A 26485-nucleotide genomic window follows, 5' to 3' on the forward strand; every position below is an offset into this window, starting at 1 on the left:
GAATGCCTTATCCAATGGCCTAGGCTTGCTGGGTATCAATATCTTCTGGATGGGCACCATCAAAGGGGGATTAATTTTGGTGGTGCTGGCTGCTTCGGCCTTTCAGCAGAAAAGGAGCCATTGATGAGCATCGTCCCTCCGTTATCTGCCGCTCAGCCGGCAAGCTCCAAAAATAAAATGGTCAGCTGGTTTGCCCGGCTGGGTTTTTTCCTCGTGGCATTGGGTTTTATTTCCCTGTTCAGCTATTCCAGCCCGGTCTTTCTGACGCTGGATAACTGGAGCAACCTGCTCCAGGGCTGCGCCATTCTGCTGATTGTTTCGCTGGCGATGACGCTGATTGTCAGTGCTGGCGCGATTGATCTCTCGGTCGGGATTGCGGTCGATTTCGGCGCGGCATTTGCGCTGGTGGCACTCAAAACATGGGGCTTGCCGTGGCAGGCCGCGGTGCTGTGCGCGCTGCTTGGCGGGGTGATTATTGGTTTATTTAATGCCTTCCTGATCCTCGTTTGTCAGATTAAGCCGTTCCTCGCCACGCTGGGAACCTGGTTTATTGCCAGTAGCGTCGAGCGAATTTATACCGATGGCGGCGGCTCGATTGCTTACCGGCGTATGGCGCGGGAATACCACGACCTTGCGGTGGGCAATATCGGCGGGATACCGATTCCGGTGCTGATCGCGCTGAGCCTGGTGGTGATTGCGTATCTGGTCACGGAACGGACGCTGTTTGGCAAATGCGTGCGCGCCGTCGGCCAGAACAGCGAAGCCGCGCGGATTGCCGGTATCGCTAATCGTAAAACGCTGTTCTGGGTGCTAATAATAGCCTCGGCGATGTGTGCGGTCGGCGGCGTGATCCTGTCCGCCAACCTGCGCCAGTTCACGCCGCTGGCCGGGCAAGCCTATCTGATGGATGCAATTGCCGCGGTGTTTATCGGCACTGCATTTAATCGTCAGGGGCGCGCCAGTATTCTCGGTACGCTGGTCGGCGTGCTGTTTCTGGCGGTGGTTGATAATGGACTGAATCTGATGGGGCTGAACTACCTGCTTAAAGATGCGCTGATGGGCGTAATCCTGGTGGTGGCGCTGGCGCTGTCATTCTGGCAGGCGCGTTTGCGCCAGCATCTGCGTTAGGCTGACAAGGAGAAACGGTGATGAAAAGTTTTGATGCGGTATTTGTCGGCCTGACCATTCTGGATATTGCCGGGCGTCCGGTGACGGCGATCCCTGAGCGCGGCAATGTGGCGTTTATCGAACAGATTCGTCTCTGTCCGGCGGGAACCGCCGCCGGCGCACTGATTAATGCGGCAAAGCTGGGCATCAGCACCGCCACGGCGGCCTGTCTGGGTGAGGATGAAAAAGCGCAGTTTATCCTTAATTATTACCAGCGGCTGGGCATCGACTGCTCGCTGATTCAGCGCACCGCCGAGCGGGAAACCTCGGCGACCATGTTACCGATTCGCCCCAATGGCGAACGTCCGGCGCTGCATTATCGCGGTGCGTCAGATCTGCTGCTGGTGCAGGAAGCGGATTTTGATCGCGTGCTGGACTGCCGCTTTCTGCATCACGGCGGCAGCGGCCTGCTGGCGGCAATGGATCAGGGGCCAAGCGCCAGATTACTGGCGGCGGCAAAACAGCGCGGCGTTATCACCAGCTTCGATTTGATTGCCTGTAATGACGATACCCTGGCGCTGTTGCGCCCATTGCTGCCTTACGTTGACTACTTTATGCCATCACTGGAAGAGGCGGCATTTCTGTCGGGCAAACAGTCGGTGGCCGGGATTGCCCGCTTCTTTTTCGACGCCGGAGTCGGGTGCTGCGTGCTGAAAGACGGGGAGAATGGCTCATGGTTGATTACCCGCGACGACATTCAGCATATTCCGGCTTACCAGGTTACGGCGCGGGATACCACCGGCTGCGGTGACAGCTATTGTGGCGGCTTTATCAGTGCGCTGGCGCGGGGCATGAGTGTACAGCAAGCCTGTCAGGTAGGATCGGCAGTGGCGGCGCTGGTGGCAACCGGACTGGGTTCGGATGCCGGCGTGGAAAACTGGGCGCAGGTCGAAGCGTTTATCGCCACCACGCCCCTCTGTCATTCATCCGCGGATTAGCGCCACTGATAAAGCAGTGGTTCGCCGGCAATAAAACGTTGCAGATCGGCGGCGATCATTGCGGTATGTTTGGCGATGCTTTCTCGGGTCGCGCCAGCAATGTGCGGGGTGATAATCACATTATCCAGCTCGGTAATAAACGGATGTTCCTGCCACAGCGGCTCCTGATGATAGACATCCAGCGCTGCGCCACCCAGCGGGCCATGCCGCAGCGCGTCAATGAGATCCTGTTCATTAATCACCGCCGCTCGCGAGGTGTTAATGATATACGCCCCTTTTTTCATCGTGCTCAGCAGCGAAGCATTGATCATGCCATCGGTGCCTGGGCCGCTGCTGAGATGCAGGCTGACATAATCCGCGCTGTTAAACAGCTGTTGCAGCGTGGCTTTATGCAGACCCGGCTCATCAATATCTTCGGCGGCGACAAACGGATCGGCGACTAACACCTCCATGCCAAAGGCGCGTGCCAGACGGGCAACACGACGGCCAATATTGCCATAGCCGACCAGTCCGAGGGTTTTATTGCGTAGCTCGCCGCCTTTAAACACTTCGTAAGGGCTGTCAGCACTGACATCCCACACCACATCGCGGCGCAATCCGGCTTGCGTGCTATTGCCGCTTTGGGTCGGGCGGGTAAAATCACCGCGCTTCAGTGCAGCATGCGCCTGCGGAATATGACGGGCGAGGCTTAGCATCAGGCCGAGGGTCAGTTCGGCGGCGGCATCGGCGTTACGGCCTGGGGTATATAACACTTTGATATCGCGCTGCTTTGCCGCCTGAATATCAATATTCACCGGATTCGCGCGAGTGCAGGCAATCACTTTAAGCTGCGGACAGCCGGCAATCACCTCGGCGGTAATATCGTCATAGCTGGTGACAATCACCTCAGCATCATGGGCCAGCGCGATATACTGCTGGCTCGACAACTTCGGTTTGCCAATCGCCCAGCCCTCCACCACCAGCTCCCCCAGTTGACGGAAAACCTGTAAATCTCCCTCGTATTCTGCGGTAAACACAATTTTCATTATTTTTTATCCTGAGAAATTTTCTGTAATGCCTGATGCCTTGCTTGCCAGACCGGTTGTAACTGGTTGCGCAGCAGAAGAAAAACCGGGAACAGTGCCTGATAAGCTGCATGCGCCTGAGCATCAGGCTGATAGCGGGTCTGTTCAGGTGCTGGGTAGTGGTGCAGCGCGCCGACGCTGCGTGCGGCAAGAATCGCGGCACCCCTGGCACTCAGCTCATTAAAATGGCTGGATACCACGGTTCTGCCGGTGCAGTCGGCGATAATCTGTAGCCAGGTGGCCGAGGCCGCGCCGCCGCCGGTAATATAGAGATCGCCGTCAGTGCTGTAGCCTTGCAGTGAATCGACAATTGCATAGGCGATACCTTCAAATACCGCCCGTTGCAACTCGGCGCGCGTGGTCTGCTGACTGATACCAAAATAGCCGGCTTTCGCTTGCGGATTAAAAAACGGCGACCGCTCACCATTCAGATACGGCTGCCAGAATACGCCACCGCTGCCGGGTGGTATTGTGGCTATCTCCTGTTCCAGCAGTTGCAAATCGTCAGTCAGGGACAGATTCCGCTGCAACCAGTCGATATTCGGCGTGCCGGCCTGCATCGGATAGAGATTAATAAAACTGCCGGTTTCGGTATGGGTAACATAGCGGGTGTGCTGACTGACATTTTCGCGTCCGTGGCAGACAATGCCGGTGCAGCAGGTGGTGCCTAAAATAGTGTAAATATCACCGTCATTAATGGCGCCACAGCCTAATGCCGCGCTACAGACATCCAGCGCACCGGCGGCAACCGGCGTGTCGGGCGGCAGGCCGCACAGCGCCGCGACATCTGCACGCAGCGTACCGGCTTGCTCATCGGGCGCAACCAGCGGTGGAAACAGAGGTTTAACCTCGCCAAGACCCAGTTCTTCAATCACCGCCGAGGAAATCTCGCCGCTGGCCTGATTCAGCACCGAGGCGCTGGCATCGGTAATCTCAATCGCGGCGTGCCCGGTAAGGCGAAAGCGAATCCAGTCTTTGGCAAAAAACAGATAAGTGGCGGCGCGCAGCCGTTCTGGCTGATTCTGCTGCAACCAGCAGAGCTGCATACTGGTATTGCACGGCTGCAACTGCGTGCCGGTCTCGGCAAATAAGCGCTGATCGAGGCCGGGCCTGCGCAATAATTCGGTCATTAATTCGCTGCTGCGCGTATCGCTCCACAGAATACCCGGCCCAACCGGCTGCCCGTCAGCATCGCTTAACCAGACGCCTTCGCCCTGACCGGCAAGGCCGATAGCTTTTAGTTTTCCCTGCTGTAATGCAGGCCAGCTGGCGATCTGTTGCAGAACCTTCAGCACCGACTGCCAAAGCTGCTCCATATCCTGTTCGGCATAGCCGCCGGAGGTCAGGGTTGGGCGCGTATTTTCAGTAGCAGAGCACACCGCCTGAAACGCATTATCGAACAGTATGGCTTTTACCCTGGACGTACCAATATCGATACCGAGAAAGAAATCCATCTAAACCTACCCACTCTTGGATGTAGCGCTATCAGAAGTTAAGCGTGTTCATTTAAACGACGGTGTAGTGTGATTTTAGCCATCTAAATGGCTATTGATGCTATCACTGTGGCTGGGGTTGAGCAATATTTGTGTTGTGGGTGGGGGAGGGATGAGGGCGGGAAGCTGCTGCCATTTTTTCCAACAATAATGAAATCAGGCGTTATTCCTCTGAAAGGAAGTTCAACCAGTCATCATTGGATAGCTTCTTTTCGAAGGGGATAAGATGTTTTTTGATATAAGCCAGAATTTCGTCACTGGTCATTTCAGATGCGAGAGAGGGATAAAGGTCACCATAATCATCCATCAGGTTATAATATAGCCAGTTAAGGTAGCCGCAGGTTTTGGCAAAAAATCGCGGGCTGTAATCTAACCAGGTGGTGGCGAAGAAGGATAAGTAAATTACAGCAGACTGAGCATTGCTGGCATGGGTAAGTTTCGAAATCTGAATTTTAAGCCATATCAATGCGCTAAAATTCTGTGCTGGATAGCTCAGGCCTGTCTCAGCCCGATACCTGTCAAAATAGCGCCTGACTTCATCTTCATCAGGGGTCTTATCAAGGTTTAAGGAGGCAAGAATCAATAATGTCCCGGAATCGTTACCTGATAATACTTCTTGCTCCGCCCATTCAGTAATTGCTTTGCAGATATCATCCATTCCCGTGGCGGGAATGACTTTTCTGAACTCACTTAAACAGAGAAGGTCGTGCAGAGTATAATTAAAGGATTCCACTTTTTTCTCATCCGGTGATATTTATTTATCAGTCACTATTGATTCATCTTTCAGATAATCTGGCCGGAAGTCAGCATAGCGCATTATTATCTGGCAGCGTTATGTCCATAAATCCGATTTTGTTCCGTCAGGCCGTTATACTGAGATGCCGTTGACTTAAGACGAAAAGATACAAAAGGGATTGCCGGCATGCTGAAGCATGGATATTCCCTACTTCAGCCACCTGTTTAGACCATTACCGGTTACAGCGCTTTTTCCCACACGCTCTGCGGCAGTAAATAGATCGCCTTTTCGGCATGCTGACCGTCGGTAACGATATGTTTGATTCCGCTTGCCATTACCGCTAATGTCACGTCGAATGCATTCAGACTGTCGCCGAATCCGGCTGTCAGGTTTAACATTGAGCCGTTTGCCATCAGATAAAGTGTTTTGCCGTTTAACTGATATGCGTTGATAAACGGCATCACTTCTTCGTGCGGGTACTGTTTCAGGTACTCACAGTCAATCTCTTCGGCAACATGGCCGACATTAAGCACGAATATTCCCTCTTTCGCTTTATCCAGCACGGCGGCACTGACCACTTTCTTCGCACCGGTTGCGGTAGCGACCACATCGGTAGTGGCAATGACGTCATCAATATCGACGACGTGCCAGCCATCGTAGGCGGCCTGTAGACGACGTGCGGCATCCTGTTCTGCCACCATAACCTGTCCGCCATAGGCTTTCGCCGCTGCGGCAACGCCCTGGCCAACCAGGCCATAGCCAATGACCAACACTTTCTTTTCGTGCAGTGTCAGATGAGTGGTCTGGAAGAAGGTTTGCCACGCGGTCAGGCCGACCATATGACGGTTATGCAGACCTTCTTTGACCGGTAAGTCATCCCAGTTAAAGATCGGGTAACCTGGACGCAGATCGCTCAGGCGATTTACACCGGATCCGGTGGCTTCGAGGCAGGCCACGACATCGCCAAATTCACCGCGCTGATGCAACAAGGTGGTGATATCAGCGCCCATTTCACAGAGATGGGTCGGACGCCACGCAATCGCTTTTTCCCATGAGTCGCGCCACTCGGCATCGCTCATATTGCGCCATGCGCAGGCTTGTGCACCTGCGGCGACCAGGTATGCAACAACCTCATTCTGCACGGTTGTCGGGTTACAGGTGGTCAGGAAGACCTGGGCATTTTTCTTCAGCAGACCTTCTACCAGCGGGATCATCTTCAGGTCGAGATGCATATTGCAAGCCATGCGCACATGACTTAAGTCGGGCAGCGCTGCCACCTGCTTCAGGGTGCGAACCATATGGCGGCAGGACCACGCAATCTCTTTGCTAAACATCTCGTTCTGGATACTCACGGCAGTTCCTTATTATCGTTGTTTGATGATTTTTAAGGAATATATCATTAATTCCCGCGTCAGGAAGGTTACGTTCATCACTCTGGCTTTCCCGCCTCAGATAAACGCAGGTAATACATCGATATTATCAACGGCTCGAAAGTGTGTGGATTATCCGTGGCGATTTATAAAAAATAAATCGGCTTTATTGGCTGGGTGTCCAGGTTTTAGGGGGAGGTTTATAATCTTTTCACTTAAATTTCCTGGCTTCAGGCATCAAGGTTTTTTATTTCCGTTACTACGTTGAGAAAGGGAAGAAAGAGAGATTCATTCAGTTAGGTATCTGGCCTGAGATGAAGCTGGTGACGGCCAATGAGCTGGCGAAAAAGTACGGAGTCTGGCTTGTCGAAGCAGAAGATCCCGAGCAAGAGCTTGAGCAACAACGCCTGGTTCTGGTGAGCTGGTATTTGCCAATAAGCTGGGGGTTATTGATGAGCAGGAAATGGAAGCGCTGGAGTCTGGCCTGCTACTGATGCTGTATGAACAGCTATTTATCGAAGGTCAGCTGCCTGCGGTGCTGGCTTTTGAGCACATTAGTGGGTGGCATCGTCAATGGCTGGGAAATGTGTATGACTGGGCAGGCAGGCTGCGTAACGCTAACCTGATAAAGGATGGCTTCCAGTTTGCCGCTGCCGACAGGATTCCGTTGGTTCTTGATGGTTTCGAGAAGCAGTTTCTCGTTCGGTCTGGTGAGCTGAAATCCCTGGCTCGTCCGGAGCTAGTTAGTTATCTGGCGGAATGTCACGTGGAGTTTATTTTGATCCATCCCTTCAGAGAAGGTAACGGACGTCTGTCGAGGCTGCTTTGCGATGTGCTGTCGGTTTTGGCGGGAAAGGGCTTACTGGATTACAGCTTATGGGATGAACACAAAGCGTTTTACTTTAAGGCAATTCAGGCAGGCGTATCAGGGAACTACAGTCCTATGATGCAACTGGTAAACGACATCTTGCCAAACTAGCGGGCGAGGCCAACGGCTTTCGCCTGTGCCAGATTTTGTTTGAGTTGCTGCTCAATTTGTTGCACAGAAACACCGGTTTCGATTGCGGTTGAGCTGGCAACGGAACGGTATATCTGTTCTTTGGTAACCTGAGATGGTGCTGATTCTTGTCTCATTAGCAAGTCCTCGTTATATTTTTCAGGATTGTAGTTGTACTGAAATGTGCTGGCAAGGTTGATGAAAGGCTAGATAGTAAAACGCGGAGACACCAGCCGCTTATTGGGCTGGTGGAGTGGTTAGCATTTAGCGGTATTCAAATCGAAGCTTTTTTGGCAACAACAGCCTCGAAATCAGCACCATTCAAATCAGGAGTAGCACAGAGCATATCTCTGGCCAATGAACGTCGACGCTGAAGGAGTTCGTCCAGCGTTTCTTCAAACGTCGTGATTTCAGAGTCTCTTACCGTCGGGTAATAGACATACACATCTTTAGTTTGCCCAATTCGGTACGCGCGGTCCGTTGCCTGATCTTCTTTGGCTGGATTCCAGCAGCGAGTGAAATGAATAACATGATTGGCTTTTTGGACATTAACACCGAATCCGACTGCAACCGTAGAAAGAATAATCACGCCAAAGCCGGGTTGAGTCTGGAAATCATCAATTAATCGCTGGCGGCTGTTCTGGCTGTGACTTTTAGTGCTGATATCACCATTGATGATTACCGGGCGGAAGCCAAACCGCTTCTGTATCGCATGCTGTATCTCGCGCTGGAGATCGCGTAGCTCAGTGAAGATAATCACCTTGTCTTTACTCGTGTGCTTAATTTCATCCAGCGTTTTCAGCATCCAGTTAAGTTTTGGCGAGCCTTCCTGATAGCGAGGCTCAGGGCTAACCACTGCTGGATGCGCGCAAATGAGTTTGAGTCGATGTAACAACCCTAACATTCCAGCACCCGCCTGCTGCATTCCCTCGCTTAGTGCCTGTTGTTGTTGCCAGTTGGCAATTGAAGAAAGGTACAGTTGCTTTTGAGGGCCGGAAAGCGGTAGTTGTTTGCAACTGGTCACTTCAATTTTTTGCGGTAGATCGCGCGCAACCTCTTCTTTAGTTCGGCGTAATGTCTGTGGTTCAATCAAGGCTCGCAAACGTTCCAGCCGTTCTGTATCACGATCTGCTTCGTTCTCAATAGGGCGAACATAGTGTTTACCAAAGTCATTGAGCGCCCCGAATAAACCCGGTTGAGCGAAATCAAACAGACTCCACAGGTCTACCAACGTATTTTCTACCGGTGTGCCGGTACAGGCTACTCTAAACCTGGCTTGTACCGCATTCGCTGCAATGGTAATTAATGCTGCCGGGTTTTTAATTTTTTGAGCTTCGTCGCACACCATAATGGACCACGGTTGGCGTGCCAGAGAAAACTCTTGATCACGAAGCGTTTCATACGTGGTCAAAATGATTTTCGCCTCACCCCGCCAGCCGGGTTTGAGCAGGTTTTTGATCCCCTGAGACTGCAGATGAGCAGGTATAGATTGTTTGGGGTATTTCACCGCTTTAATGGTCTCGCCATACAATTTCAACACTGGAACACCAGCGGTGTAGAAGAAATTATCCAGCTCACGTTCCCAGTTATCTAAAAGAGAAACCGGGGCGACAATGAGGCTTGGTGGTTCATCTGGGAATTTTTCAATGAACCAGACCAGGAAACTTAGAATTTGCAGAGTTTTCCCCAGCCCCATATCATCAGCCAGCAGGCAACCTGTGGTTTCCTCAGGTGAACGAAGGAAGAGTTGCTGAAGCCAGGCCACACCTTCACTTTGATGGTCTTTGAGCCGTATATGCTCTTTAAGGCTCAGAGGAATTTCAGGCTCGGCATGACGCGCATTGAGGAGCGAATCACGGCGCTGCTTGATGTAGGCAGCCTTTTCAATATTCTGTTCAATTTTTAGTACGGCTCGGGCTGCTTTATCGGCAACGTTTCCCTGTGATTTATTTGCCGTATTTTGTTGTTTTTTCCAGTTTTTACTCAAGGTTTTAGCGGCATACAGCTGTAATACAGCGTCATTCCATGGTGGGGTGATATGCGTTTCACCAGCCGCTTCCGCCTGGGTAATCCTCTCCTGAAGTTCATCAAAATGGTGCAGGTTTTCAGGTTGCCAACCCGCTAGTGTTTCAATCGAAAATGCAGAGAAATCGATGTCATCAGGGAGCCAATTTTCGCTTTGAGCTTTGGTGAGCCAAGGCGAGGATATTTTTTCAAACTTACCAATACCGATAACACGGTCGCCATATTTACCAATATCCAGGACATCGTTAAATTCTTTACCTTCGATTTCCTGTTGCCAGCGTGACAGCAATGACTGGCAATCATGCCATTGTTGTTCAGTGAATTGGCTCAGTTCCAGCTCGTAACCTTGCCAGGAACCTGCAGGCATTTGTGCGGCAACGCTCATACCCAAGGCCTGAACAAATTTATCCAGCTCCCACGGGGCGGAAAAGAGGAAGGTTACTTCCGGTTGCTGTACTGGCGAGACCGGCTCCAGAACCAACGTAATATTCTCTATCTTATTCTCATCATTTAGACGAGGTTGAAGCCTAAAGTGATGGAAGAAAATATGAGCATCAAACAGTGCCTGTTCATGCTCTTCAGGGTCAATCACACTGGCGGCATCTTCACCAAGAAATGTGTAGGGATTGCGAACGAATGAAAGCGCCTCGCTTCCGGCCACTCGACGACCTGGAATGGAATGTATTGAATTCAGGACCTCTTTCACTTCAGGAGTAATGATGACGTGGCTAAGTTCACCATTTTCTCCTGGGATACGATAGCTATCATGAACCTGCGAATTCTTATCAAAATTACCCAACCAGTTAGCTGGCTGGTCTTCGAAATGGGGTTCAATCTCGATAACCGCAGTATCGGCAACTGTTGCTTTACGCAAACGTAATGACAATGACGTCGGTTTGACGACGTGCGTCTTTTCTAAATAGTCATCAAATTTTGCGGAGGCTTGTTTCGCACATTTGCGGATAGTGGCCCATCCAAGTTGGTTAGTGGTTTCACCGGGAGCCTGACTTTGCTGCGCACTAAGTTGTTCTGTTGCCTGTATGAGTACCCAGTTTTCTCTGGATAGCAGGTGCTGTTGATTATCAAAAGTAAAAATAGCACCAGTACGGCTGAAACGGATGGGGTGACGTGTAGGAAGCGTGGCCCAGTCAGCAATCCAGACGCGAAAATCACTATCGCTTAATGCACCACGTGAACTCAGGCTTGCGCGTAAAGGCAGTATCTCAGGCACTCCGATAAGAGGCAGGCTGCTGGCATGTTCGTCATCATCCAGAAGACGGTACAAGGCATCCCAACTCAACAACCATCGGTCTGTTAGCGATATCAGATAGTCTTCTTCAGCCAGTTGTTCAAGCCAGGATGCCAGTGCCCAAAGCTGCGAATCATCAACCAGCGATAGCGGAAAGCTGAGTCCATTTTCCTCAACCTGATAGTGATTCTTAAGATGGTGTTCTATCTGCTGACGGTTTCCCGCCAATTTACTTAACAGACGTTTCAGCATTATTTGATCCAGTAACGATGCGGTTCTTTAGCCACAGGCGCAAAGCCTAGTCGTAACAACTCTCTTTCTATTGCGTCATCAGGCATCTTGAGCTGTACGGACAGTACTCCGCCTTTTTGTCTATTATCGCTGACGATACATGAAGCACCTTCGACCAGGTGCTGTATCGCTGTATCACGCAATGGATTCATGATTTTGATAGCAGATAACGAAGCGGTAGAGGACCCTTTCTTATCGACAAACTTGACGGGCTCTTCCGCCATCCAACGAATACCCAACTTGCGAAGCTCATCATCATATTTCAACATCCAGCCGGTTATCCGGACTTTGTTATACCCCTCAGCACGAGGTGCATGGGGCAGTCTTAGTGCGCAGCGTCCCTGATCTTTTAGATGGATGTTGATATCAAGTATGCGTGATTCAGGGTTAAATGGCGCGTGACCTATTCGATAGACATACATCGCGTTTCCTGTCCCGGAAAACTCGACGAACAGATAATCATTGATCTGCATAATCATGGCATTATCAAAACTTCGCCCACCATGCAAATGGCTCAGTCGCCCACGATTATCCTCACGGAATTTCACAAAGTCGCTACGCCGATCTTGTCTGGCATCCAGCCCCATCACGATACGAGTAAATCCCATCTGATTGGCGAAACGCAGCCAGTAGTGCAGCCTTGCCTGGTCAACATCACCGTTTCCGCGCAACAGCTCAAAGAAATGTGTCAGATCCTGTTTTGCTAACCATCCCCGGACCATTGCAACAACCGACTCGGAGACATATTGATGCCATTTATTCTGCTGGCTTTTCAGTTGAGGGTTATCCCAGAATTCCAGGGCAGCCTGCTTCAGCGCTGAATGTACCTGCTCACGATAAATAGAATGATAATAGCGAGTCAGGGTCGCAGTTATGATGTCATCACGGAAACGTACCCACTGCGCAGCCAGACCTAACAACCAGCTAATTTTTTCCAGAAACTGCGGATCGTCGAGTGTGTCGAGTTGCGCTAAAAGCACCGTGAAAATGCGCTTCCATAACCAGCTGCTTTCGGGGATCTGCGCGATTTTCTCTAATGATGAAAGTGAATTGCTTTCACCTGCAAGTAGCTGTCTGGAAATCATGCCCCCAGCTTGCGGGGTAAAAATATCGTGGTAAAACTCGATAGTTTTCATCCATGATTTTTCTCGTCGTATAGCAGCTTTCACCACAAAGTAACCTTGAGCGATATGCCCACGTAGTACGCACCAATGTGGATTTGTCTCAGGAGACTCATGCTGATAAGCAAAATAACTTGAACAAAGCGCTGCCCAATCCTTGCGTTTCAATTCCTTAGATACAAGCCGTATTTTGATAGCGTTGTCGACCTCAGGAAAAAATACATCATCCTCTAGCAAGATTGGCCGGTCAGGATATAACGGATCGTTATCGGCAAGACCATAAAAGACCATCCGCCATTCTCGCTCCGTGAGTTCTTTTGCAAGACGAAGGCGACGCAGAGCCTCCAGCCGCATTTGTTGTGGTGGTGAGGGAATTTTTTCTGCTTTATCAAACCGTTTTTCCATATCGAGGGCTGCGGAGGCCAACGTATGGAAATCATTATGTAGATAATTGTCATCCCTTTGACTGGAAGAGAGCCTCGCAGCAATGCGCTGAGAAAGAGAATTCAGAGCGGGCGTCATTGGGGCATCACCAACTGGCAGACTTCTTTATTAACGACAGGGGGAAAATCCACCTCATCGGCCTCATCACGCTTGTCTTTAAGCCCGAAAAACTGCATACGTAACTCGACGCGTCGGCTGGCTTCCTTGCTTTCCTTGGCATTATTGAAAGAGACGCCACCCGCAAGGAAAAGTTTACGGATTTGGATCTGTTGTTCTGCGGAAATACTTTTTTGCAGCGGGCTGCGGCTATCAAGCAAACTACACATTACCCATTCAGAGCGTTGCAGGGAGAGATGCAGGTTATACAGATATGAGCCGTCAGTGTCGGTAAACCCTTCAATGACGATTTGCTTGAACCACTTCTTACCTTCTTTACTGTCGGCTGCATCCAGCACCAGCGGAACAACATCCTGCAGTGCTTTTTGTCCTTCAGCGTTCAGGAAAAAACGGTTGTGATCGAAACGCCCGGCTTCACCAAAACTGATACGGTTATCGTGGCAATCCACCACGATAGTTTTGTTCACGTTACGGGCATGCAATTCCAGTCGCTCACACAATCTGGATATATCCTGACCTCTTGTTTTTTCGCCTTGCTCTGCACGCTGAATACGTTGTGTAACGGAACTCAACGAGGCAACCATGACGACCAGAAATAACACCATCATGGTCGTCATCAGGTCGGCATAAGAGATCCAGAATGGCTTCTCTGCTTCATCGCTGCGGCGTTTTTTAACGCCAAATGCGTTTCCAAACATCAGCCGTCACCCCTCAGGCACGTACGCGCGACAGAACATCATCAAGCTCACTGACGCTTTCTCCGATTTGTTCGACAGAACCGGCGAGCAGACTGGAGGCTTTAGCCATTTCGACATCAAGTTTACCCAGTGTTTTATCCAGACTGCGTAAAACGCCTTCAGAGAAATCTTCAAACCCTTTCCCGAGCACGTCACTGACATTTTCCATAAAGGCTTGAGCTTCCCGGTTATAGCTCTGCAGACGCTCACCGTGCTGCTTAAGATCGGCAATGAACTGGTTGCGCGTGGTTTGTTCAGACTGCGTATTTGCGGCAAGCAGTTCTAGCATGGCAATGGATTTGCTAACGGCTTCCCGATTATTACGATAATCAGCTACAACGGACGCGAGTTCGCTGGTGGCAAGGGAGAGTGATGAACCTGCTGATTGCGCTTTATTCAGCACTTCAGCAGTAAGGTGATTAGCTTCCGACACCCGATCACCTGCATGTTCAAAGCGTTCAGCCGCCACACGCATTTTTTCTGCACCGCTTTGCATATCCTGAATCTGTCGGTTGGTTTGTTCTGCGAGTTTGTTCAGTGTTTCAGTTGTGCCTTGATGCTGGCTGGAAACCGTTTCAATCAATTGTTTAATTTGATCGTCTACCTCATTCATCACACGCTGCGTCTGCTCGTGCAGTGATTGCTGATTCACTTGCTGATTTACAGAAATCTGTTGTTGACCCTTATCGATCTGCCCAAACAGGCTACTCAGTTGTTCTCCAAGGGCTTCGACGGAGGTTGCCATTTTTTCCATTGTGGCGCTTTGCCCCTGCTGCACCGAGTTCTGAATAGCTTCAATAAAGGCAGCCATATGTTCTGACTGTGCTTTTTCTCGCGCTTCGCTATCGGCGAACATTTTCTCAAGTTGGCGAGCCATACGCTCACCGGCCCCCTCACCTTCTGCGCCAATTTTAGCCACTGAGACCTGAAGGCTAGAGAGCATGTCATTCATACCAGCCTGCATAGCTTGCTGGCCAGACTTCATCTCTGACAGCAGCTGCTCGATGAGCCGCGCGCTACCCTGACGGGAATCATCACTCACCTGACGCATGTCCTGTAATAGCGTGGCAAAACCGGTTTGCATTGTCTGAATCGCGCCAACAGTTTGCCCCATCATGTCATTGAGATTTGTAAACTGCTGACCAAAAGTAGTATCGAGTTTCGCCATAAACGCCGTCAGCACATCCTGTAGCATGTTCTGCACTATACCGCTTTGATCACCACTAGCGGTCTGCACGGCACCGGCAATTTTATCCAACGGCGACTTCAGGCTGTTTTCAATTGCGCCACTAACTTGCTCGGCAAAGTGTTGTCCTGATTCGCGATAAGTAGCGCTAAGCGTGGTCGCCAAGCGCTCGTTCTCAACTTTCTGGCTTTCGGCCAGATGCAGCAGCATATCGCGTAAATCGGTAACCAGACTCTCTTTCAGATGGCGCGCCTGGGTTGCGCTTTCATTACTGGATTTCACCAGCGAGGCAAGGTACTCCTCGCCAACGCCGCTGTCATAGAGAGAATCCAGGGCCGCAGTGAATTTTTCCAGATATTTGTAGCACTTGGCGATGGATAGCTTTTCCAGCCAGGTGATAAGAATGGAAGCAAAAATAGCAAATGCCGAGCCCAGGAATGCGTACAACACATCGTGCAGCAGATTATTGACGCTGCTGGTGACCTGCTCAGGTGTGTTGGGATCGAAATGGTTGAGACCAATCATCAGTCCGTAGAAGGTACCGATAATCCCCACACCAGTAAGAATACCAGGCAGGTGTTTGAAGAACTCAGTGTTCAGCGGAATATCAACGATTTGTTGTTCTGAGAAGAAACTTGCGCTCGGTGCTGTAGCGCGAATTCGAACGATTTTTTCTTCCCCGTCCTCAAGTTCACGCTGTGGGTGCAACGATTCTTCGAACTCGTTCCACGCATGCCTGAGTCCAGGCTGCTGAAACAGGCTTTGCAGATGTACTAGCTGGACCTCTGGCTCACTTTTTTCAATGCTGTTAATTGATTGTGTGTATTTTTTCAGGCCACTTACAATTCTGATGGCTCTGACCAAATAAAAGAAAATAAAGCATACGACGGCAAAGGTAACGAGGCCGATAACAGTGACAGGTACCTTATGGGGCTCCACAGATGTAAGTGTCACTAAAAGGGAATTAAGCCAGGACATTGTTTTACCCGTTTAATATATTATACGTAATAAGAGTAACCATCAGCAATATAATCAATAAATAATTGATTACGCTACAGTAGTTGTCAGCATGTCGCTAGGTTACCTCTGAATAGCTCCTGTCGTTCAAGAGGTGAACGGCAAAAGCAGAATAAACAAGCGAAACGATGATCTAGTTTCCTATTTTTTACCCTGCAAAAGCAAACTTCTTCACACTGTGTCGTTTGTAATCGCTCCCGTTCCGGGTATCATTTAGCGAACTGTATTCCAAATCTGAATTTGTGATAAAGCATGGCTGCTTTTTCGCTACGATCTACCCCAAGGACTTTCATTAACAACGCTGAAAAACAGTTTCTTAATTAGCTGGACGACAAATTCTGGAAGGCGTTGACAAGCTGCGCGCCAACATGGATGGCAGTGTCTGAAAGCTAGAGGTAACGATGTTAAAACGTTACCTGACCCCATTTTAAACTAAAGAAAAAGGAGTCAGACGATTTCTCATCTAACTCCTTGTTTTATTTGGTGGCCCCTGCTGGACTTGAACCAGCGACCAAGCGATTATGAGTCGCCTGCTCTAACCACTGAGCTAAGGGGCCTGCGGGGACAGGATTATAATGTAACTCTGGTGCGCAATCCAGCAATTAGCATCCGGTTGGGCTTTTTTTAAGCAAATCTCATGCTTCGCAAACCATCTGAATCACAAGGAATTAATCCCGGCCCGCAGCCCGCGCGGCTTCCAGCGACTGATTGATCCGCTGGTTTTTATTCATCTTTATTCACTAAGCAGCAAAACCAACACTCTGGCGTTACTGACGGTAGCGTGATGCCGACTGGCTGAGCGACAAACCCGGAATCATCGCCGCACGCGCACTCTCGTACTGCTGCCATTGCGCAAGGCTTTCCAGTGACGGAATTGTGACGCTTTCGCCCAGATCCAGTCCGGCGAGGCTGGCATCCACCAGCGTTTCCACTTCCATAATCATATGAGTCGGGATTTCGTCGATCGATTGACCGGAACGATTAAAGATCTCGGTGCGGGTGATGCCCGGCAGCACTGCCTGCACCTGTACTCCGTGCTGTTTCAGTTCCCGTTCCAGCGCGCGCGTCAGCGTCAGCACAAAGGCTTTGCTGGCGTTATATGCGCCGTTGGACATCTCATGTATCAACGCCAATACCGATGCCAGATTGATAATGGTGCCGCGTCCACGGGCTTTGAAGCGGTTACCTGCGGCATGCGCAAGGCGGGTTGGGGCGGTGATATTCAGTGCAATCAGGCTGTTGATGCTGTTGATATCCGCATCGAGAAAGTCGCCATCGACGGTTATTCCGGCGTTATTTACCAGCAGCGTGATGCGTTCGTCATCCGCCAGACGTTGGGCGACGCGGCTGAGGTCTTCGTCGCGCGTCAGGTCTGCTGGCAACACTTCGCTCTGCACGCCGTGCACCGCCGTGAGTTTTGCCGCCAGCGCGTTAAGGCGTGACCGATCGCGTGCCACCAGGATTACGTCGTAGCCGCGTTGTGCCAGGCGTTCTGCATAGGCTGCGCCAATGCCTGATGATGCGCCGGTGATTAATGCCGTGCCTGAACTGCGAGAGAATAGGGTCATGGTTAACTCCTGAATATGATGGTCATCATTTACTGTCGGATTTAATATGACAATCATCATATAAACAGTCAAGCGCGGAAGCGGTTTGAATATGACGGTCATAATAATTATTATAATTGTTATAACCTATGGCGGCTTATCGCCAGTTAGCCGGAGTTTGAAATGGAAAATCTCAGCCATAAAGCGCGTACCCGTCAGCGCATTCTTGATGAGGCCGCCAGTGCGATGCGGGTGCTGGGGACGGAAGGGATTGGCGTGGCTGCGCTGATGAAGCGCGCGGGCTTAACCCATGGCGGTTTCTATGCTCATTTCTCCTCGCGGGATGAGCTGGTCGCCGAGACGATTAATCATATTTTCACCCAGTTACAGGCTACGCTTCGGCAGCATCTGAGTGGCAAAGAAGCCAAAGCCAGCCTGCGGGATTTTATCGATTATTATCTTTCCGATGAGGTGCGTCTGGCACCGGAGCAGGGCTGTCCGCTACCAGCGCTGTCGGGCGAAGCGGCCAGGCTACCCACGGCGGCGCGATCTCGTTTCGACTGCGGCGTACAGAGTATGCATCAGCTGATTGCTTCGCGCCTTCAACAGTCCGGCGAAGCGGAGTCGGAAGCAATGGCCAGTTCAGCGCTGGCTGAGCTGATTGGGGCGATGTCGCTGGCGCGGGCTTGCCCGGATGAAGAGCGCGCATCGCAGATGCTGGCGGTATCCCGCCAAAGCCTGAAGCAGCGTCTGAACTTACTATCACTTACACAGGAAAATGATGAGCGAAATAACTGAACAGCCGATTAGCGATATCCTCGCGCCCGGCCTGCGTGTGGTGTTTTGTGGTATTAATCCGGGTAAGTCGTCGGCGCACACCGGCTTTCATTTTGCCCATCCCGGCAACCGTTTCTGGAAGACTATCTGGCAAGCGGGGTTTACCGTGCTGCAACTGAAGCCGGAACAGGAACAGCGTCTGCTGGAGACCGGCTGTGGCATCACTATGCTGGTGGAGCGTCCGACGGTGCAGGCCACTGAGCTGTCGGCGCTGGAGCTGCGTGATGGTGGCAAGGCGTTGATTGAGAAGATTCAACACTATCAGCCGGTGGCGCTGGCGGTATTAGGCAAGGAGGCGTTTAAGCGCGCTTTTCGTCAGAGCAAAGTGGAGTGGGGCAGGCAGGAGATGACTATTGGCGATACCGAGGTCTGGGTATTACCCAATCCCAGCGGCCTGAATCGCGCTTCGCAGGAGCAAATGGTCGCCGCCTATCAAGAGCTGGACAGCGCGCTGGCGTTGCGCGGCCGCTAACTTTTTCAGGCAATAAAAAACCCCGGCAGACCGGGGTTTTTTTCACTGCAAGCTCGGCAAAATTAATCGTCGAGGAAGCTACGCAGTACTTCAGAGCGGCTTGGATGACGCAGCTTACGCAGCGCCTTCGCTTCGATCTGACGGATACGCTCACGCGTTACGTCAAACTGTTTGCCCACTTCTTCCAGCGTGTGGTCGGTGTTCATATCGATACCGAAACGCATACGCAGTACTTTCGCTTCACGCGCGGTCAGGCCAGCCAGAACGTCATGCGTTGCAGAACGCAGGCTTTCTGAGGTGGCGGAGTCCAGCGGCAGCTCCAGCGTGGTGTCTTCGATAAAATCGCCCAGATGTGAATCTTCATCATCACCAATCGGCGTCTCCATCGAGATCGGCTCTTTAGCGATTTTCAGCACTTTGCGAATTTTATCTTCTGGCATCAGCATGCGCTCAGCCAGCTCTTCCGGTGATGGCTCACGGCCCATCTCTTGCAGCATCTGGCGCGAAATACGGTTGAGTTTGTTGATAGTCTCAATCATATGCACCGGAATACGGATGGTACGCGCCTGGTCAGCGATAGAGCGGGTGATAGCCTGACGGATCCACCAGGTGGCGTAAGTTGAGAACTTATAACCACGGCGATATTCAAACTTATCAACCGCTTTCATCAGGCCGATATTACCTTCCTGAATCAGGTCAAGGAATTGCAGGCCACGGTTGGTGTATTTCTTGGCGATCGAAATAACCAGGCGTAGGTTTGCTTCCACCATCTCTTTCTTCGCACGACGCGCTTTCGCTTCGCCGATTGACATGCGACGGTTGATATCTTTTACCTGCTCGATGGTCAGGCCGGTTTCTTCTTCAATCTGAGCCAGCTTCTGCAAGCTACGCTGCACGTCTTCAGCTACGTCATTCAGCTTTTCAGACCATGGCTTGTTCATTGCCAGTGCTGCTTTGAACCAGGTTTCGCTGGTTTCGTTGCCGGTGAACAGCGTAATAAAGTTCTTCTTCGGCATTTTGCACAGTTCAACGCACAGCTTCATGATCAGACGTTCCTGAGTACGAACGCGATCCATCATGGTACGCATGCTGTTGACGAGGAAATCAAACTGCTTCGGTACCAGGCGGAACTGTTTGAACACGTCAGACAGGTTCTGAATCTCAGCCGCGGCTTTCGCATGGCTGCGACCGTTCGCTTTGATTACGGTACGCGTGACTTCGTACTGGGTACGCAGCTCAGTAAATTTCTCGCGCGCCAGTTCCGGGTCGATGCTGTTGTCGTCATCGGAGCTGTCATCGTCGTCGTCTTCTTCTTCGTCGTCATTGTCACGCTCTTCTTCAGAGAGTTCAGAGCCGACGTGGGTTGCCGTTGGTGCGATGTCTTCTTCGGCATTAGGATCGACAAAACCCGTGATCAGGTCGGACAGACGCGCTTCGCCCGCTTCAACGCGGTCGTACTGCTCAAGCAGATAGGTAATCGCTTCCGGATATTCAGCAACAGAGCACTGTACCTGGTTGATACCGTCTTCGATGCGCTTGGCAATGTCGATTTCGCCTTCACGCGTCAGCAGCTCGACGGTACCCATTTCACGCATGTACATGCGAACCGGGTCGGTGGTGCGCCCAATTTCAGATTCTACGCTGGATAACACCTGTGCAGCGGCTTCAGCAGCGTCTTCGTCGGTATCGGAACTGTTTTCGTTCAGCATCAGATCGTCGGCATCAGGCGCTTCTTCTACAACCTGAATGCCCATGTCGTTGATCATCTGGATGATGTCTTCGATCTGATCGGAGTCGACGATATCTTCCGGCAGATGGTCATTGACCTCGGCATAGGTCAGATAGCCCTGCTCCTTACCACGGGTGACAAGTAGCTTAAGCTGTGACTGCGGGTTTTGCTCCATAAGACGGTATCCACACTTCTGTTAATTAGATTGGTGTCGGTCGGCCATGCAGCCAACAATAACAGTTGAAGGCTTTAGATTATTGCCGCTGCCCTCGTGGCGGCTGTCGGGTCCGGCCCGAGCGATAATCGGCACTTAAGCCGCTGAGTTCGTTTGAGCTATGTTGCCTGCTCGAATGTTAATGTTCGTTACTTCCGCGCCAGCGCCTGGTTAAGTGACCACAGTTCGCGGCGCTCTTCGGCATTCAGACCCTGGGTCCGATCGCGAGCGATAAGTTCTTCCTGACGCTGCTCCAGCGCTGAGTCGTACATACTGGCCAGCGAATCCTTAAACATGGTTTCTACTTCGTCATCTACTACCATGTGGTTCCATGTCGCCAGCGTTTCAAGGTGCTGGCTAAAATTTGTTCCACGATATAACTCTAGTAGCTGTCCGGTGGTCAGGCCAGGATGGGCTGTGCAAGTATTCACTAACTCAACAAACAGCGGCAATCCAGCCATTTTTGACTGCTCCAGACCTTGCAGTGACGGCACCATGGCGGCCAGTTGCGGATTTTGCACCAACAGTCCAATCAGTATACGCATGGTTGTGCGCTTTAGCTGAGGCGCCAGCGTTGGCGTGGCGTTTTCCGCTTTCTTCGGTAACAGCTTCTCCAGCTGGCTGTCATCGAGAATACCTAAGTACTTACCCAGTTCCTGGCGCAGATAGATGCGCAGCGTTTCACCTGGAATCTGGCTAATCAGCGGCAGTGCCAGGGTGCTGAGTCGCGCACGTCCGTCACGCGATGACAAATCCACCTGCGGCATCAGCGAGTCAAATAAGAAGCTGGAGAGCGGCATTGCCTGCTCCATCCGCGCTTCAAACGCCTCTTTGCCCTCTTTACGCACCAGCGTATCCGGGTCTTCCCCGTCCGGCAGGAACATAAAGCGTAGCTGACGACCGTCGGTCATGTAAGGTAATGCTGTTTCTAATGCACGCCATGCGGCCTCGCGACCAGCACGATCGCCGTCATAACAACAGATTACGTTGTCAGTCGAGCGGAAAAGAAGTTGAATATGGTCGGCGGTTGTTGAGGTGCCAAGCGAGGCGACAGCATAATCAATGCCAAATTGCGCCAGCGCCACCACATCCATATAACCCTCCACAACCAGCAAACGTGCAGGCTCTGGATGGTTCTTCTGAGCTTCATACAGGCCATATAACTGGCGGCCTTTGTGAAAAATATCGGTTTCCGGTGAGTTAAGGTACTTCGGCATACCATCGCCCAAGACGCGGCCACCAAAACCGATTACCCGCCCGCGTTTATCGTGAATAGGAAACATCACGCGTTCACGGAAGCGGTCGTAGCTGCGACCTTTATCGTTGGTCACCAGCATTCCGGCATCGATCAGCGACTGACGATTTTCCTCGTCGCGACCAAAGCGTTTTAATACGTTGTCCCAGCCCGGCGGTGCAAAACCAATCGCGAAATGTTTGATCACTTCGTCGCTCAGTCCCCGTTTTGCCAGATAGTCGCGCGCAGGCGCGGCAGGGCCTTGTGGCAGTGCTTGTTGATAGAAGCTGCTCAAGCCTTCCATTAACTGATACAGGCTTTGACGCTGATGACGTTCCAGCTGACTTGGGCCACTACCCGCCTCATACGGCACTTCAAGCCCGTACAATGTGGCAAGCTCTTCAATGCTTTCGACAAACTCCAGACGGTCATAGTTCATCAGAAAGTCGATTGCGTTGCCGTGGGCACCACAGCCGAAGCAGTGATAGAACTGCTTTTCACCATTTACAGTAAAAGAGGGCGTTTTCTCGTTATGGAAAGGACAGCACGCATGATAGTTCTTACCCTGCTTTTTCAGCTTCACTCGTGCATCGATCAGATCCACGATGTCTGTGCGCGCTAACAGGTCATTGATAAATACGCGTGGGATTCGTCCAGCCATAAGCCCCGATTGTTCTGCCTATAAAATGGTTCAGCTCATAAACGAGAACAAGCCGCGCATTCCTTTCGGAAAGCACGGCCTCTTATAATGACTCTGTCTGCGTGTAATACGCGATGGAGGCGGACCCCCAGAAGAAATTAGTACAGACGAGTGCGGCGTGCGTTTTCGCGAGCCAGTTTCTTCGCGTGGCGTTTTACTGCAGAAGCTTTAGCGCGCTTACGTTCGGTCGTTGGTTTTTCATAAAACTCACGACGACGAACTTCAGCCAGAACGCCTGCTTTCTCACAAGAACGCTTGAAGCGACGCAGTGCTACGTCGAAAGGCTCGTTTTCACGTACTTTAATTACCGGCATGTAACTCTCACCTCGATAAATTCGGTTTTGCGGCTGGCGTCAGTGCCAGCTCATTTCAAAATGGTGCGGAATTTTACTCCAACATACGCTGCGTTGTAAAGCACCATGAGCTAATGAAACCAACAGAAGCGCCTGTGCGGCTGCCGGTTTTTTTCAGGGGGCTGATTATACAACAATCAGTTTGCTCACGTTGGAAAATTTTCTGCTTATTGTTCATGGAGTAACCGCTTAGCCGTCAAAATAGCCGCAGCGCAATCAGCGGTTGTGGTAAACTGCGCGCCGCGAGAAAGAGGTAAAAATTAATGCGTGTACTGGGAATTGAAACATCCTGCGATGAGACCGGCATCGCGATTTATGATGATGTCAGCGGTTTGCTGGCCAATCAGCTGTACAGCCAGGTAAAGCTGCATGCGGATTACGGCGGCGTGGTGCCTGAGCTGGCGTCACGCGATCACGTGCGTAAAACCGTGCCATTGATTCAGGCGGCGTTAAAAGAGGCCGGACTGACGGCGCAGGATATTGACGGCGTGGCATACACCGCCGGGCCGGGCCTGGTCGGTGCGCTGCTGGTCGGCGCGACCATTGGTCGTTCACTGGCGTTTGCCTGGGACGTGCCTGCCGTGCCGGTACACCATATGGAAGGCCATTTGCTGGCACCGATGCTGGAAGAGAATCCACCGGAATTTCCTTTTGTAGCGCTGCTGGTATCGGGTGGTCACACCCAGCTGATTAGCGTGACCGGCATCGGTGAATATACTCTGCTCGGCGAGTCGATTGACGATGCCGCCGGTGAAGCCTTCGACAAAACCGCGAAGCTGCTGGGGCTGGATTATCCTGGCGGACCGATGCTGTCGAAAATGGCGCAGCAAGGAGTGGCGGGGCGTTTTACGTTCCCGCGCCCGATGACTGACCGTCCGGGCATGGATTTCAGCTTTTCCGGTCTGAAAACCTTCGCCGCCAATACTATTCGTGAAAACAGTGACGATGCGCAGACCCATGCGGATATCGCGCGCGCCTTCGAGGATGCGGTGGTCGATACGCTGGCGATCAAGTGTAAACGTGCGCTGGAAAGCACCGGGTTTAAGCGCCTGGTGATTGCCGGTGGCGTCAGCGCTAACCGGACTCTGCGCAGTAAGCTGGCGGAAATGATGCAGGCGCGGGGTGGTGAAGTGTTTTATGCGCGCCCGGAGTTCTGCACCGATAACGGCGCAATGATTGCCTATGCCGGCATGGTGCGTCTGAAAGGTGGTACACGCGGTGAGCTGAGCGTAACGGTGCGCCCGCGCTGGCCGCTGGCTGAATTACCGGCAATCTGATGTCAAAAAAAATCCGCGTTAAGCGGATTTTTTGTCTTTATTCTTTTTCTTCCAGATCTTACTTTCCTGCCCGCGCCACAAGCGCTGGATATTGTCGTGATGACGCAACAAAATCAGGCAGGAGAGCATGGCCACCGGAAAGGTAAACTGCGGTTTAAACCACCAGACGTAGAATGGTGCAATCAGCGCGCTGACAATCGCTCCTAGCGAGGAGTAGCCGCTGAGTAATACCGTCAGTAGCCAGGTGCCGGCCATCAGGCCGGTAAGATCAAAGCCGATGGGGGCGATAGCGCCAAAGGCGGTCGCGACACCTTTACCGCCTTTAAAATGGAAGAACACCGGATAAATATGGCCGAGGCAGGCAGCGATGGCGGTCAGGCCGAGATACACCGGCGAAACGCCAAGAAAGTAAGCCAGCCATACCGGCAGCATGCCCTTCAGCACGTCAAAGATCAGCACCGCCGCCGCCGCACCTTTACCGCCGATGCGTAACACATTAGTCGCACCGGGATTGCCGGAACCACTCTGACGAGGGTCGGGTAAACCTGCGAGACGACACACCAAAATCGCGCTGGAAATGGAGCCGCAGAGATACGCGAAAATAATCATACCAAGCGCGATAGCACTCATAACACCGTCCCGTTCCGTAAGGGTCGTTTTATTCTCATCATCTGTGGATAATACGCATAAACCGCCAGAAGTGGTATCCGGCTAACGCAAAAACAGAGACTGACATCATGGATATTGTATTTATTGAACAGCTAACTGTCATCACCACCATTGGTGTGTATGACTGGGAACAGACCATTCAGCAGAAATTAGTGCTCGATGTCGAAATGGCATGGGACAACCGTAAAGCCGCGGCCAGCGATGATGTAAATGACTGTCTGAGCTATGCCGACGTTTCTGAAGCGATCATTTCTCACGTCGCCGACGGTAAGTTCGCGCTGGTTGAGCGGGTGGCGGAAGAGGTGGCCTCATTGTTGTTATCGCGCTTCGCGTCGCCGTGGGTGCGAATTAAAGTCAGCAAACCGGGTGCGGTAGCACAGGCGGCGCAGGTTGGCGTAATAATTGAGCGCGGGACTAATCCGAAATAAATTCAATGTGATTGCCATCACAATGAAACCAAACCACATTAGCATGTGTCATAAGCCTGTTGAAAACGTATCAGGCATTTCTTTCTGGCGGTCACCTGTTAAAGCGGCCGCCTTTTTAGTGGTTTAAATATTTAGGGTAGAGGACGATTGATGGCAGATATTCATCAGCTTTGGGTGGCAGCGATCCTGGGCGTTGTTGAGGGGCTAACCGAGTTTCTTCCAGTCTCATCCACCGGTCATATGATCATTGTCGGCCATCTGTTGGGGTTCGAAGGTCAGAAGGCGGAGACTTTTGAAGTCGTTATCCAGCTGGGTTCGATTCTGGCCGTAGTGGTGATGTTCTGGCGTCGCCTGTTTGGACTGATTGGTATTCACTTTGGCGAAGTCAAACATGAAGGGAGCGGAACCGGCCACCTGACGCTGATTCATATCCTGCTGGGGATGGCGCCAGCGGTGGTGATTGGCCTGCTGTTACACGATCAAATCAAATCGTTGTTTAATCCAATTAATGTGATGTATGCGCTGGTGGTTGGCGGTGTGCTGCTGCTGGCGGCAGAATTCCTGAAGCCGAAGACGCCAAAAGCCGAAGGGATCGACGATATCACTTATCGCCAGGCGTTTGTCATCGGTTGCTTCCAGTGTCTGGCGCTGTGGCCGGGCTTCTCGCGTTCAGGTGCGACCATTTCCGGCGGGATGCTGATGGGCGTCAGCCGTTACGCGGCGTCAGAGTTCTCGTTTATTCTGGCCGTACCGATGATGATGGGCGCAACCGTGCTGGATCTGTACAAGAGCATGGGCTTCCTCAGCATGGCTGACTTCCCGATGTTTGCCGTTGGTTTTGTCACCGCCTTTATCGTCGCGCTGGTGGCGATTAAAACCTTCCTGCATATCATCAAACGTATTTCGTTTGTGCCGTTCGCGATCTATCGCTTTATCGTCGCTGCTGCGGTTTATATGGTGTTTGTTTAGTTTATGGCAGGGCCAGCAATGCTGGCCCTTGTTTTATGCTGCTTTCCACGCCGCCAACGCGGCAACTCTTCTGCGCGTTAACTCTTCTCTTACCGCGGGCCCTG

General features: G+C 51.6%; 22 protein-coding genes, 1 tRNA gene and 2 pseudogenes. 10 read left to right on the forward strand and 15 right to left on the reverse strand.

What is annotated here, in order from left to right; translation table 11 throughout:
- The 3 genes and pseudogenes from NG42_RS23460 to NG42_RS09860 form a co-directional block, all read left to right on the forward strand.
- A pseudogene (locus NG42_RS23460) lies at positions 1-124 on the forward strand (ABC transporter permease); the annotation flags it as partial.
- Positions 124-1128: an ABC transporter permease gene (locus NG42_RS09855; protein WP_052899133.1), complete on the forward strand. Its 1005-nt coding sequence runs from the start codon at positions 124-126 to the stop codon at positions 1126-1128. The pseudogene NG42_RS23460 and the gene NG42_RS09855, both read left to right, overlap by 1 nt.
- 20 nt (positions 1129-1148) lie before the next feature.
- Positions 1149-2105, forward strand: coding sequence for a carbohydrate kinase family protein (locus NG42_RS09860; protein WP_052899134.1), 957 nt, complete (start codon positions 1149-1151; stop codon positions 2103-2105).
- On the opposite strand, the gene NG42_RS09865 is transcribed toward NG42_RS09860, so the two are convergent.
- From NG42_RS09865 to NG42_RS09880, 4 genes are all read right to left on the reverse strand, one after another.
- Entirely contained in the window at positions 2102-3130 is a 1029-nt protein-coding gene (locus tag NG42_RS09865) for a 2-hydroxyacid dehydrogenase (RefSeq protein WP_052899135.1), read from the reverse strand. The genes NG42_RS09860 and NG42_RS09865 overlap by 4 nt on opposite strands.
- The gene (locus NG42_RS09870) at positions 3130-4623 is read right to left on the reverse strand and encodes an FGGY-family carbohydrate kinase (protein WP_052899136.1); all 1494 of its coding nucleotides are present in this window, start codon (positions 4621-4623) and stop codon (positions 3130-3132) included. The genes NG42_RS09865 and NG42_RS09870 overlap by 1 nt, the downstream gene beginning before the upstream one ends.
- Before the next feature lie 202 nt (positions 4624-4825).
- Entirely contained in the window at positions 4826-5395 is a 570-nt protein-coding gene (locus tag NG42_RS09875) for a hypothetical protein (RefSeq protein WP_156322051.1), read from the reverse strand.
- A gap of 242 nt (positions 5396-5637) precedes the next feature.
- Positions 5638-6732 carry an adenosylhomocysteinase gene (locus NG42_RS09880; protein ID WP_420911309.1) on the reverse strand — a complete coding sequence of 365 codons (1095 nt, stop codon included), beginning with the start codon at positions 6730-6732 and terminating at the stop codon, positions 5638-5640.
- 257 nt (positions 6733-6989) lie between these two features.
- Between NG42_RS09880 and NG42_RS23465 the strand changes: the two are divergent.
- Both NG42_RS23465 and NG42_RS09890 read left to right on the forward strand, forming a co-directional pair.
- Positions 6990-7178: pseudogene (locus NG42_RS23465) on the forward strand (integrase arm-type DNA-binding domain-containing protein); the annotation flags it as partial.
- Between the two features lie 53 nt (positions 7179-7231).
- Complete coding sequence (locus tag NG42_RS09890; protein WP_241488336.1) at positions 7232-7747, forward strand: Fic/DOC family protein; 516 nt, start codon at positions 7232-7234, stop codon at positions 7745-7747.
- Here the strand turns inward: NG42_RS09890 and NG42_RS23005 are convergent.
- The 7 genes from NG42_RS23005 to NG42_RS09920 all read right to left on the reverse strand — a co-directional run bounded on the left by NG42_RS23005 (position 7744) and on the right by NG42_RS09920 (position 17520).
- Entirely contained in the window at positions 7744-7902 is a 159-nt protein-coding gene (locus NG42_RS23005; protein WP_156322053.1) for a hypothetical protein, read from the reverse strand. The two genes, NG42_RS09890 and NG42_RS23005, sit on opposite strands and share 4 nt — an antisense overlap.
- 137 nt (positions 7903-8039) lie before the next feature.
- Positions 8040-11291, reverse strand: coding sequence for a type I Zorya anti-phage system protein ZorD (gene zorD, locus NG42_RS09895; RefSeq protein WP_052899139.1), 3252 nt, complete (start codon positions 11289-11291; stop codon positions 8040-8042).
- Positions 11291-12973, reverse strand: a complete 1683-nt coding sequence (gene zorC, locus NG42_RS09900; protein ID WP_052899140.1) for a type I Zorya anti-phage system protein ZorC — start codon at positions 12971-12973, stop codon at positions 11291-11293. Before zorC ends, zorD begins: the two co-directional genes overlap by 1 nt.
- The gene (gene zorB1, locus NG42_RS09905; protein WP_052899141.1) at positions 12970-13710 is read right to left on the reverse strand and encodes a type I Zorya anti-phage system protein ZorB1; all 741 of its coding nucleotides are present in this window, start codon (positions 13708-13710) and stop codon (positions 12970-12972) included. Before zorB1 ends, zorC begins: the two co-directional genes overlap by 4 nt.
- Positions 13711-13723: 13 nt before the next feature.
- Positions 13724-15913, reverse strand: a complete 2190-nt coding sequence (gene zorA1 / locus NG42_RS09910; RefSeq protein WP_052899142.1) for a type I Zorya anti-phage system protein ZorA1 — start codon at positions 15911-15913, stop codon at positions 13724-13726.
- A 520-nt stretch (positions 15914-16433) separates the two neighbouring features.
- Positions 16434-16509, reverse strand: a tRNA-Ile gene (locus NG42_RS09915).
- Positions 16510-16719: 210 nt separating this feature from the next.
- Positions 16720-17520: an SDR family NAD(P)-dependent oxidoreductase gene (locus NG42_RS09920; RefSeq protein ID WP_052899143.1), complete on the reverse strand. Its 801-nt coding sequence runs from the start codon at positions 17518-17520 to the stop codon at positions 16720-16722.
- Between the two features lie 162 nt (positions 17521-17682).
- Between NG42_RS09920 and NG42_RS09925 the strand changes: the two genes are divergently transcribed.
- Both NG42_RS09925 and mug read left to right on the forward strand, forming a co-directional pair.
- A complete protein-coding gene (locus NG42_RS09925; protein ID WP_052899144.1) occupies positions 17683-18297 on the forward strand; it encodes a TetR/AcrR family transcriptional regulator in 615 nt (204 codons plus the stop codon).
- Positions 18281-18808 carry a G/U mismatch-specific DNA glycosylase gene (mug, locus tag NG42_RS09930; RefSeq protein WP_052899145.1) on the forward strand — a complete coding sequence of 176 codons (528 nt, stop codon included), beginning with the start codon at positions 18281-18283 and terminating at the stop codon, positions 18806-18808. Before NG42_RS09925 ends, mug begins: the two co-directional genes overlap by 17 nt.
- A gap of 62 nt (positions 18809-18870) precedes the next feature.
- On the opposite strand, the gene rpoD is transcribed toward mug, so the two are convergent.
- From rpoD to rpsU, 3 genes are all read right to left on the reverse strand, one after another.
- Complete coding sequence (rpoD, locus tag NG42_RS09935) at positions 18871-20712, reverse strand: RNA polymerase sigma factor RpoD (protein ID WP_052899146.1); 1842 nt, start codon at positions 20710-20712, stop codon at positions 18871-18873.
- A gap of 188 nt (positions 20713-20900) precedes the next feature.
- On the reverse strand, positions 20901-22646 hold the full coding sequence (gene dnaG, locus NG42_RS09940) for a DNA primase (protein WP_052899147.1): 1746 nt from the start codon (positions 22644-22646) through the stop codon (positions 20901-20903).
- 137 nt (positions 22647-22783) lie between these two features.
- Entirely contained in the window at positions 22784-22999 is a 216-nt protein-coding gene (gene rpsU / locus NG42_RS09945) for a 30S ribosomal protein S21 (protein WP_001144069.1), read from the reverse strand.
- A 302-nt stretch (positions 23000-23301) separates the two neighbouring features.
- Between rpsU and tsaD the strand changes: the two genes are divergently transcribed.
- Entirely contained in the window at positions 23302-24315 is a 1014-nt protein-coding gene (gene tsaD / locus NG42_RS09950; protein WP_052899148.1) for a tRNA (adenosine(37)-N6)-threonylcarbamoyltransferase complex transferase subunit TsaD, read from the forward strand.
- An 18-nt stretch (positions 24316-24333) separates the two neighbouring features.
- Here tsaD and plsY read toward each other — a convergent pair whose 3' ends face one another.
- On the reverse strand, positions 24334-24945 hold the full coding sequence (gene plsY, locus NG42_RS09955) for a glycerol-3-phosphate 1-O-acyltransferase PlsY (protein WP_052899149.1): 612 nt from the start codon (positions 24943-24945) through the stop codon (positions 24334-24336).
- Positions 24946-25052: 107 nt separating this feature from the next.
- Between plsY and folB the strand changes: the two genes are divergently transcribed.
- Both folB and bacA read left to right on the forward strand, forming a co-directional pair.
- The gene (folB, locus tag NG42_RS09960) at positions 25053-25412 is read left to right on the forward strand and encodes a bifunctional dihydroneopterin aldolase/7,8-dihydroneopterin epimerase (RefSeq protein ID WP_052899150.1); all 360 of its coding nucleotides are present in this window, start codon (positions 25053-25055) and stop codon (positions 25410-25412) included.
- Between the two features lie 150 nt (positions 25413-25562).
- The gene (gene bacA / locus NG42_RS09965) at positions 25563-26381 is read left to right on the forward strand and encodes an undecaprenyl-diphosphate phosphatase (RefSeq protein WP_052899151.1); all 819 of its coding nucleotides are present in this window, start codon (positions 25563-25565) and stop codon (positions 26379-26381) included.
- The last annotated feature ends 104 nt before the right edge of the window (positions 26382-26485 follow it).

Source organism: Winslowiella iniecta (assembly GCF_001267535.1).
Classification (GTDB): domain Bacteria; phylum Pseudomonadota; class Gammaproteobacteria; order Enterobacterales; family Enterobacteriaceae; genus Erwinia; species Erwinia iniecta.

What these genes read in the sequence shown, in the direction of transcription:
- tsaD (WP_052899148.1), top strand. Translation starts at nt 23,302, where the DNA reads ATGCGTGTACTGGGAATTGAAACATCCTGCGATGAGACCGGCATCGCG.
- NG42_RS09920 (WP_052899143.1), bottom strand. Translation starts at nt 17,520, where the DNA reads ATGACCCTATTCTCTCGCAGTTCAGGCACGGCATTAATCACCGGCGCA.
- rpsU (WP_001144069.1), bottom strand. Translation starts at nt 22,999, where the DNA reads ATGCCGGTAATTAAAGTACGTGAAAACGAGCCTTTCGACGTAGCACTG.
- NG42_RS09865 (WP_052899135.1), bottom strand. Translation starts at nt 3,130, where the DNA reads ATGAAAATTGTGTTTACCGCAGAATACGAGGGAGATTTACAGGTTTTC.
- zorB1 (WP_052899141.1), bottom strand. Translation starts at nt 13,710, where the DNA reads ATGTTTGGAAACGCATTTGGCGTTAAAAAACGCCGCAGCGATGAAGCA.
- bacA (WP_052899151.1), top strand. Translation starts at nt 25,563, where the DNA reads ATGGCAGATATTCATCAGCTTTGGGTGGCAGCGATCCTGGGCGTTGTT.
- NG42_RS09855 (WP_052899133.1), top strand. Translation starts at nt 124, where the DNA reads ATGAGCATCGTCCCTCCGTTATCTGCCGCTCAGCCGGCAAGCTCCAAA.
- NG42_RS09880 (WP_420911309.1), bottom strand. Translation starts at nt 6,732, where the DNA reads ATGTTTAGCAAAGAGATTGCGTGGTCCTGCCGCCATATGGTTCGCACC.
- zorA1 (WP_052899142.1), bottom strand. Translation starts at nt 15,913, where the DNA reads ATGTCCTGGCTTAATTCCCTTTTAGTGACACTTACATCTGTGGAGCCC.
- NG42_RS09860 (WP_052899134.1), top strand. Translation starts at nt 1,149, where the DNA reads ATGAAAAGTTTTGATGCGGTATTTGTCGGCCTGACCATTCTGGATATT.
- NG42_RS09925 (WP_052899144.1), top strand. Translation starts at nt 17,683, where the DNA reads ATGGAAAATCTCAGCCATAAAGCGCGTACCCGTCAGCGCATTCTTGAT.
- plsY (WP_052899149.1), bottom strand. Translation starts at nt 24,945, where the DNA reads ATGAGTGCTATCGCGCTTGGTATGATTATTTTCGCGTATCTCTGCGGC.
- NG42_RS09890 (WP_241488336.1), top strand. Translation starts at nt 7,232, where the DNA reads ATGGAAGCGCTGGAGTCTGGCCTGCTACTGATGCTGTATGAACAGCTA.
- mug (WP_052899145.1), top strand. Translation starts at nt 18,281, where the DNA reads ATGAGCGAAATAACTGAACAGCCGATTAGCGATATCCTCGCGCCCGGC.
- NG42_RS23005 (WP_156322053.1), bottom strand. Translation starts at nt 7,902, where the DNA reads ATGAGACAAGAATCAGCACCATCTCAGGTTACCAAAGAACAGATATAC.
- zorC (WP_052899140.1), bottom strand. Translation starts at nt 12,973, where the DNA reads ATGACGCCCGCTCTGAATTCTCTTTCTCAGCGCATTGCTGCGAGGCTC.
- NG42_RS09870 (WP_052899136.1), bottom strand. Translation starts at nt 4,623, where the DNA reads ATGGATTTCTTTCTCGGTATCGATATTGGTACGTCCAGGGTAAAAGCC.
- rpoD (WP_052899146.1), bottom strand. Translation starts at nt 20,712, where the DNA reads ATGGAGCAAAACCCGCAGTCACAGCTTAAGCTACTTGTCACCCGTGGT.
- folB (WP_052899150.1), top strand. Translation starts at nt 25,053, where the DNA reads ATGGATATTGTATTTATTGAACAGCTAACTGTCATCACCACCATTGGT.
- dnaG (WP_052899147.1), bottom strand. Translation starts at nt 22,646, where the DNA reads ATGGCTGGACGAATCCCACGCGTATTTATCAATGACCTGTTAGCGCGC.
- zorD (WP_052899139.1), bottom strand. Translation starts at nt 11,291, where the DNA reads ATGCTGAAACGTCTGTTAAGTAAATTGGCGGGAAACCGTCAGCAGATA.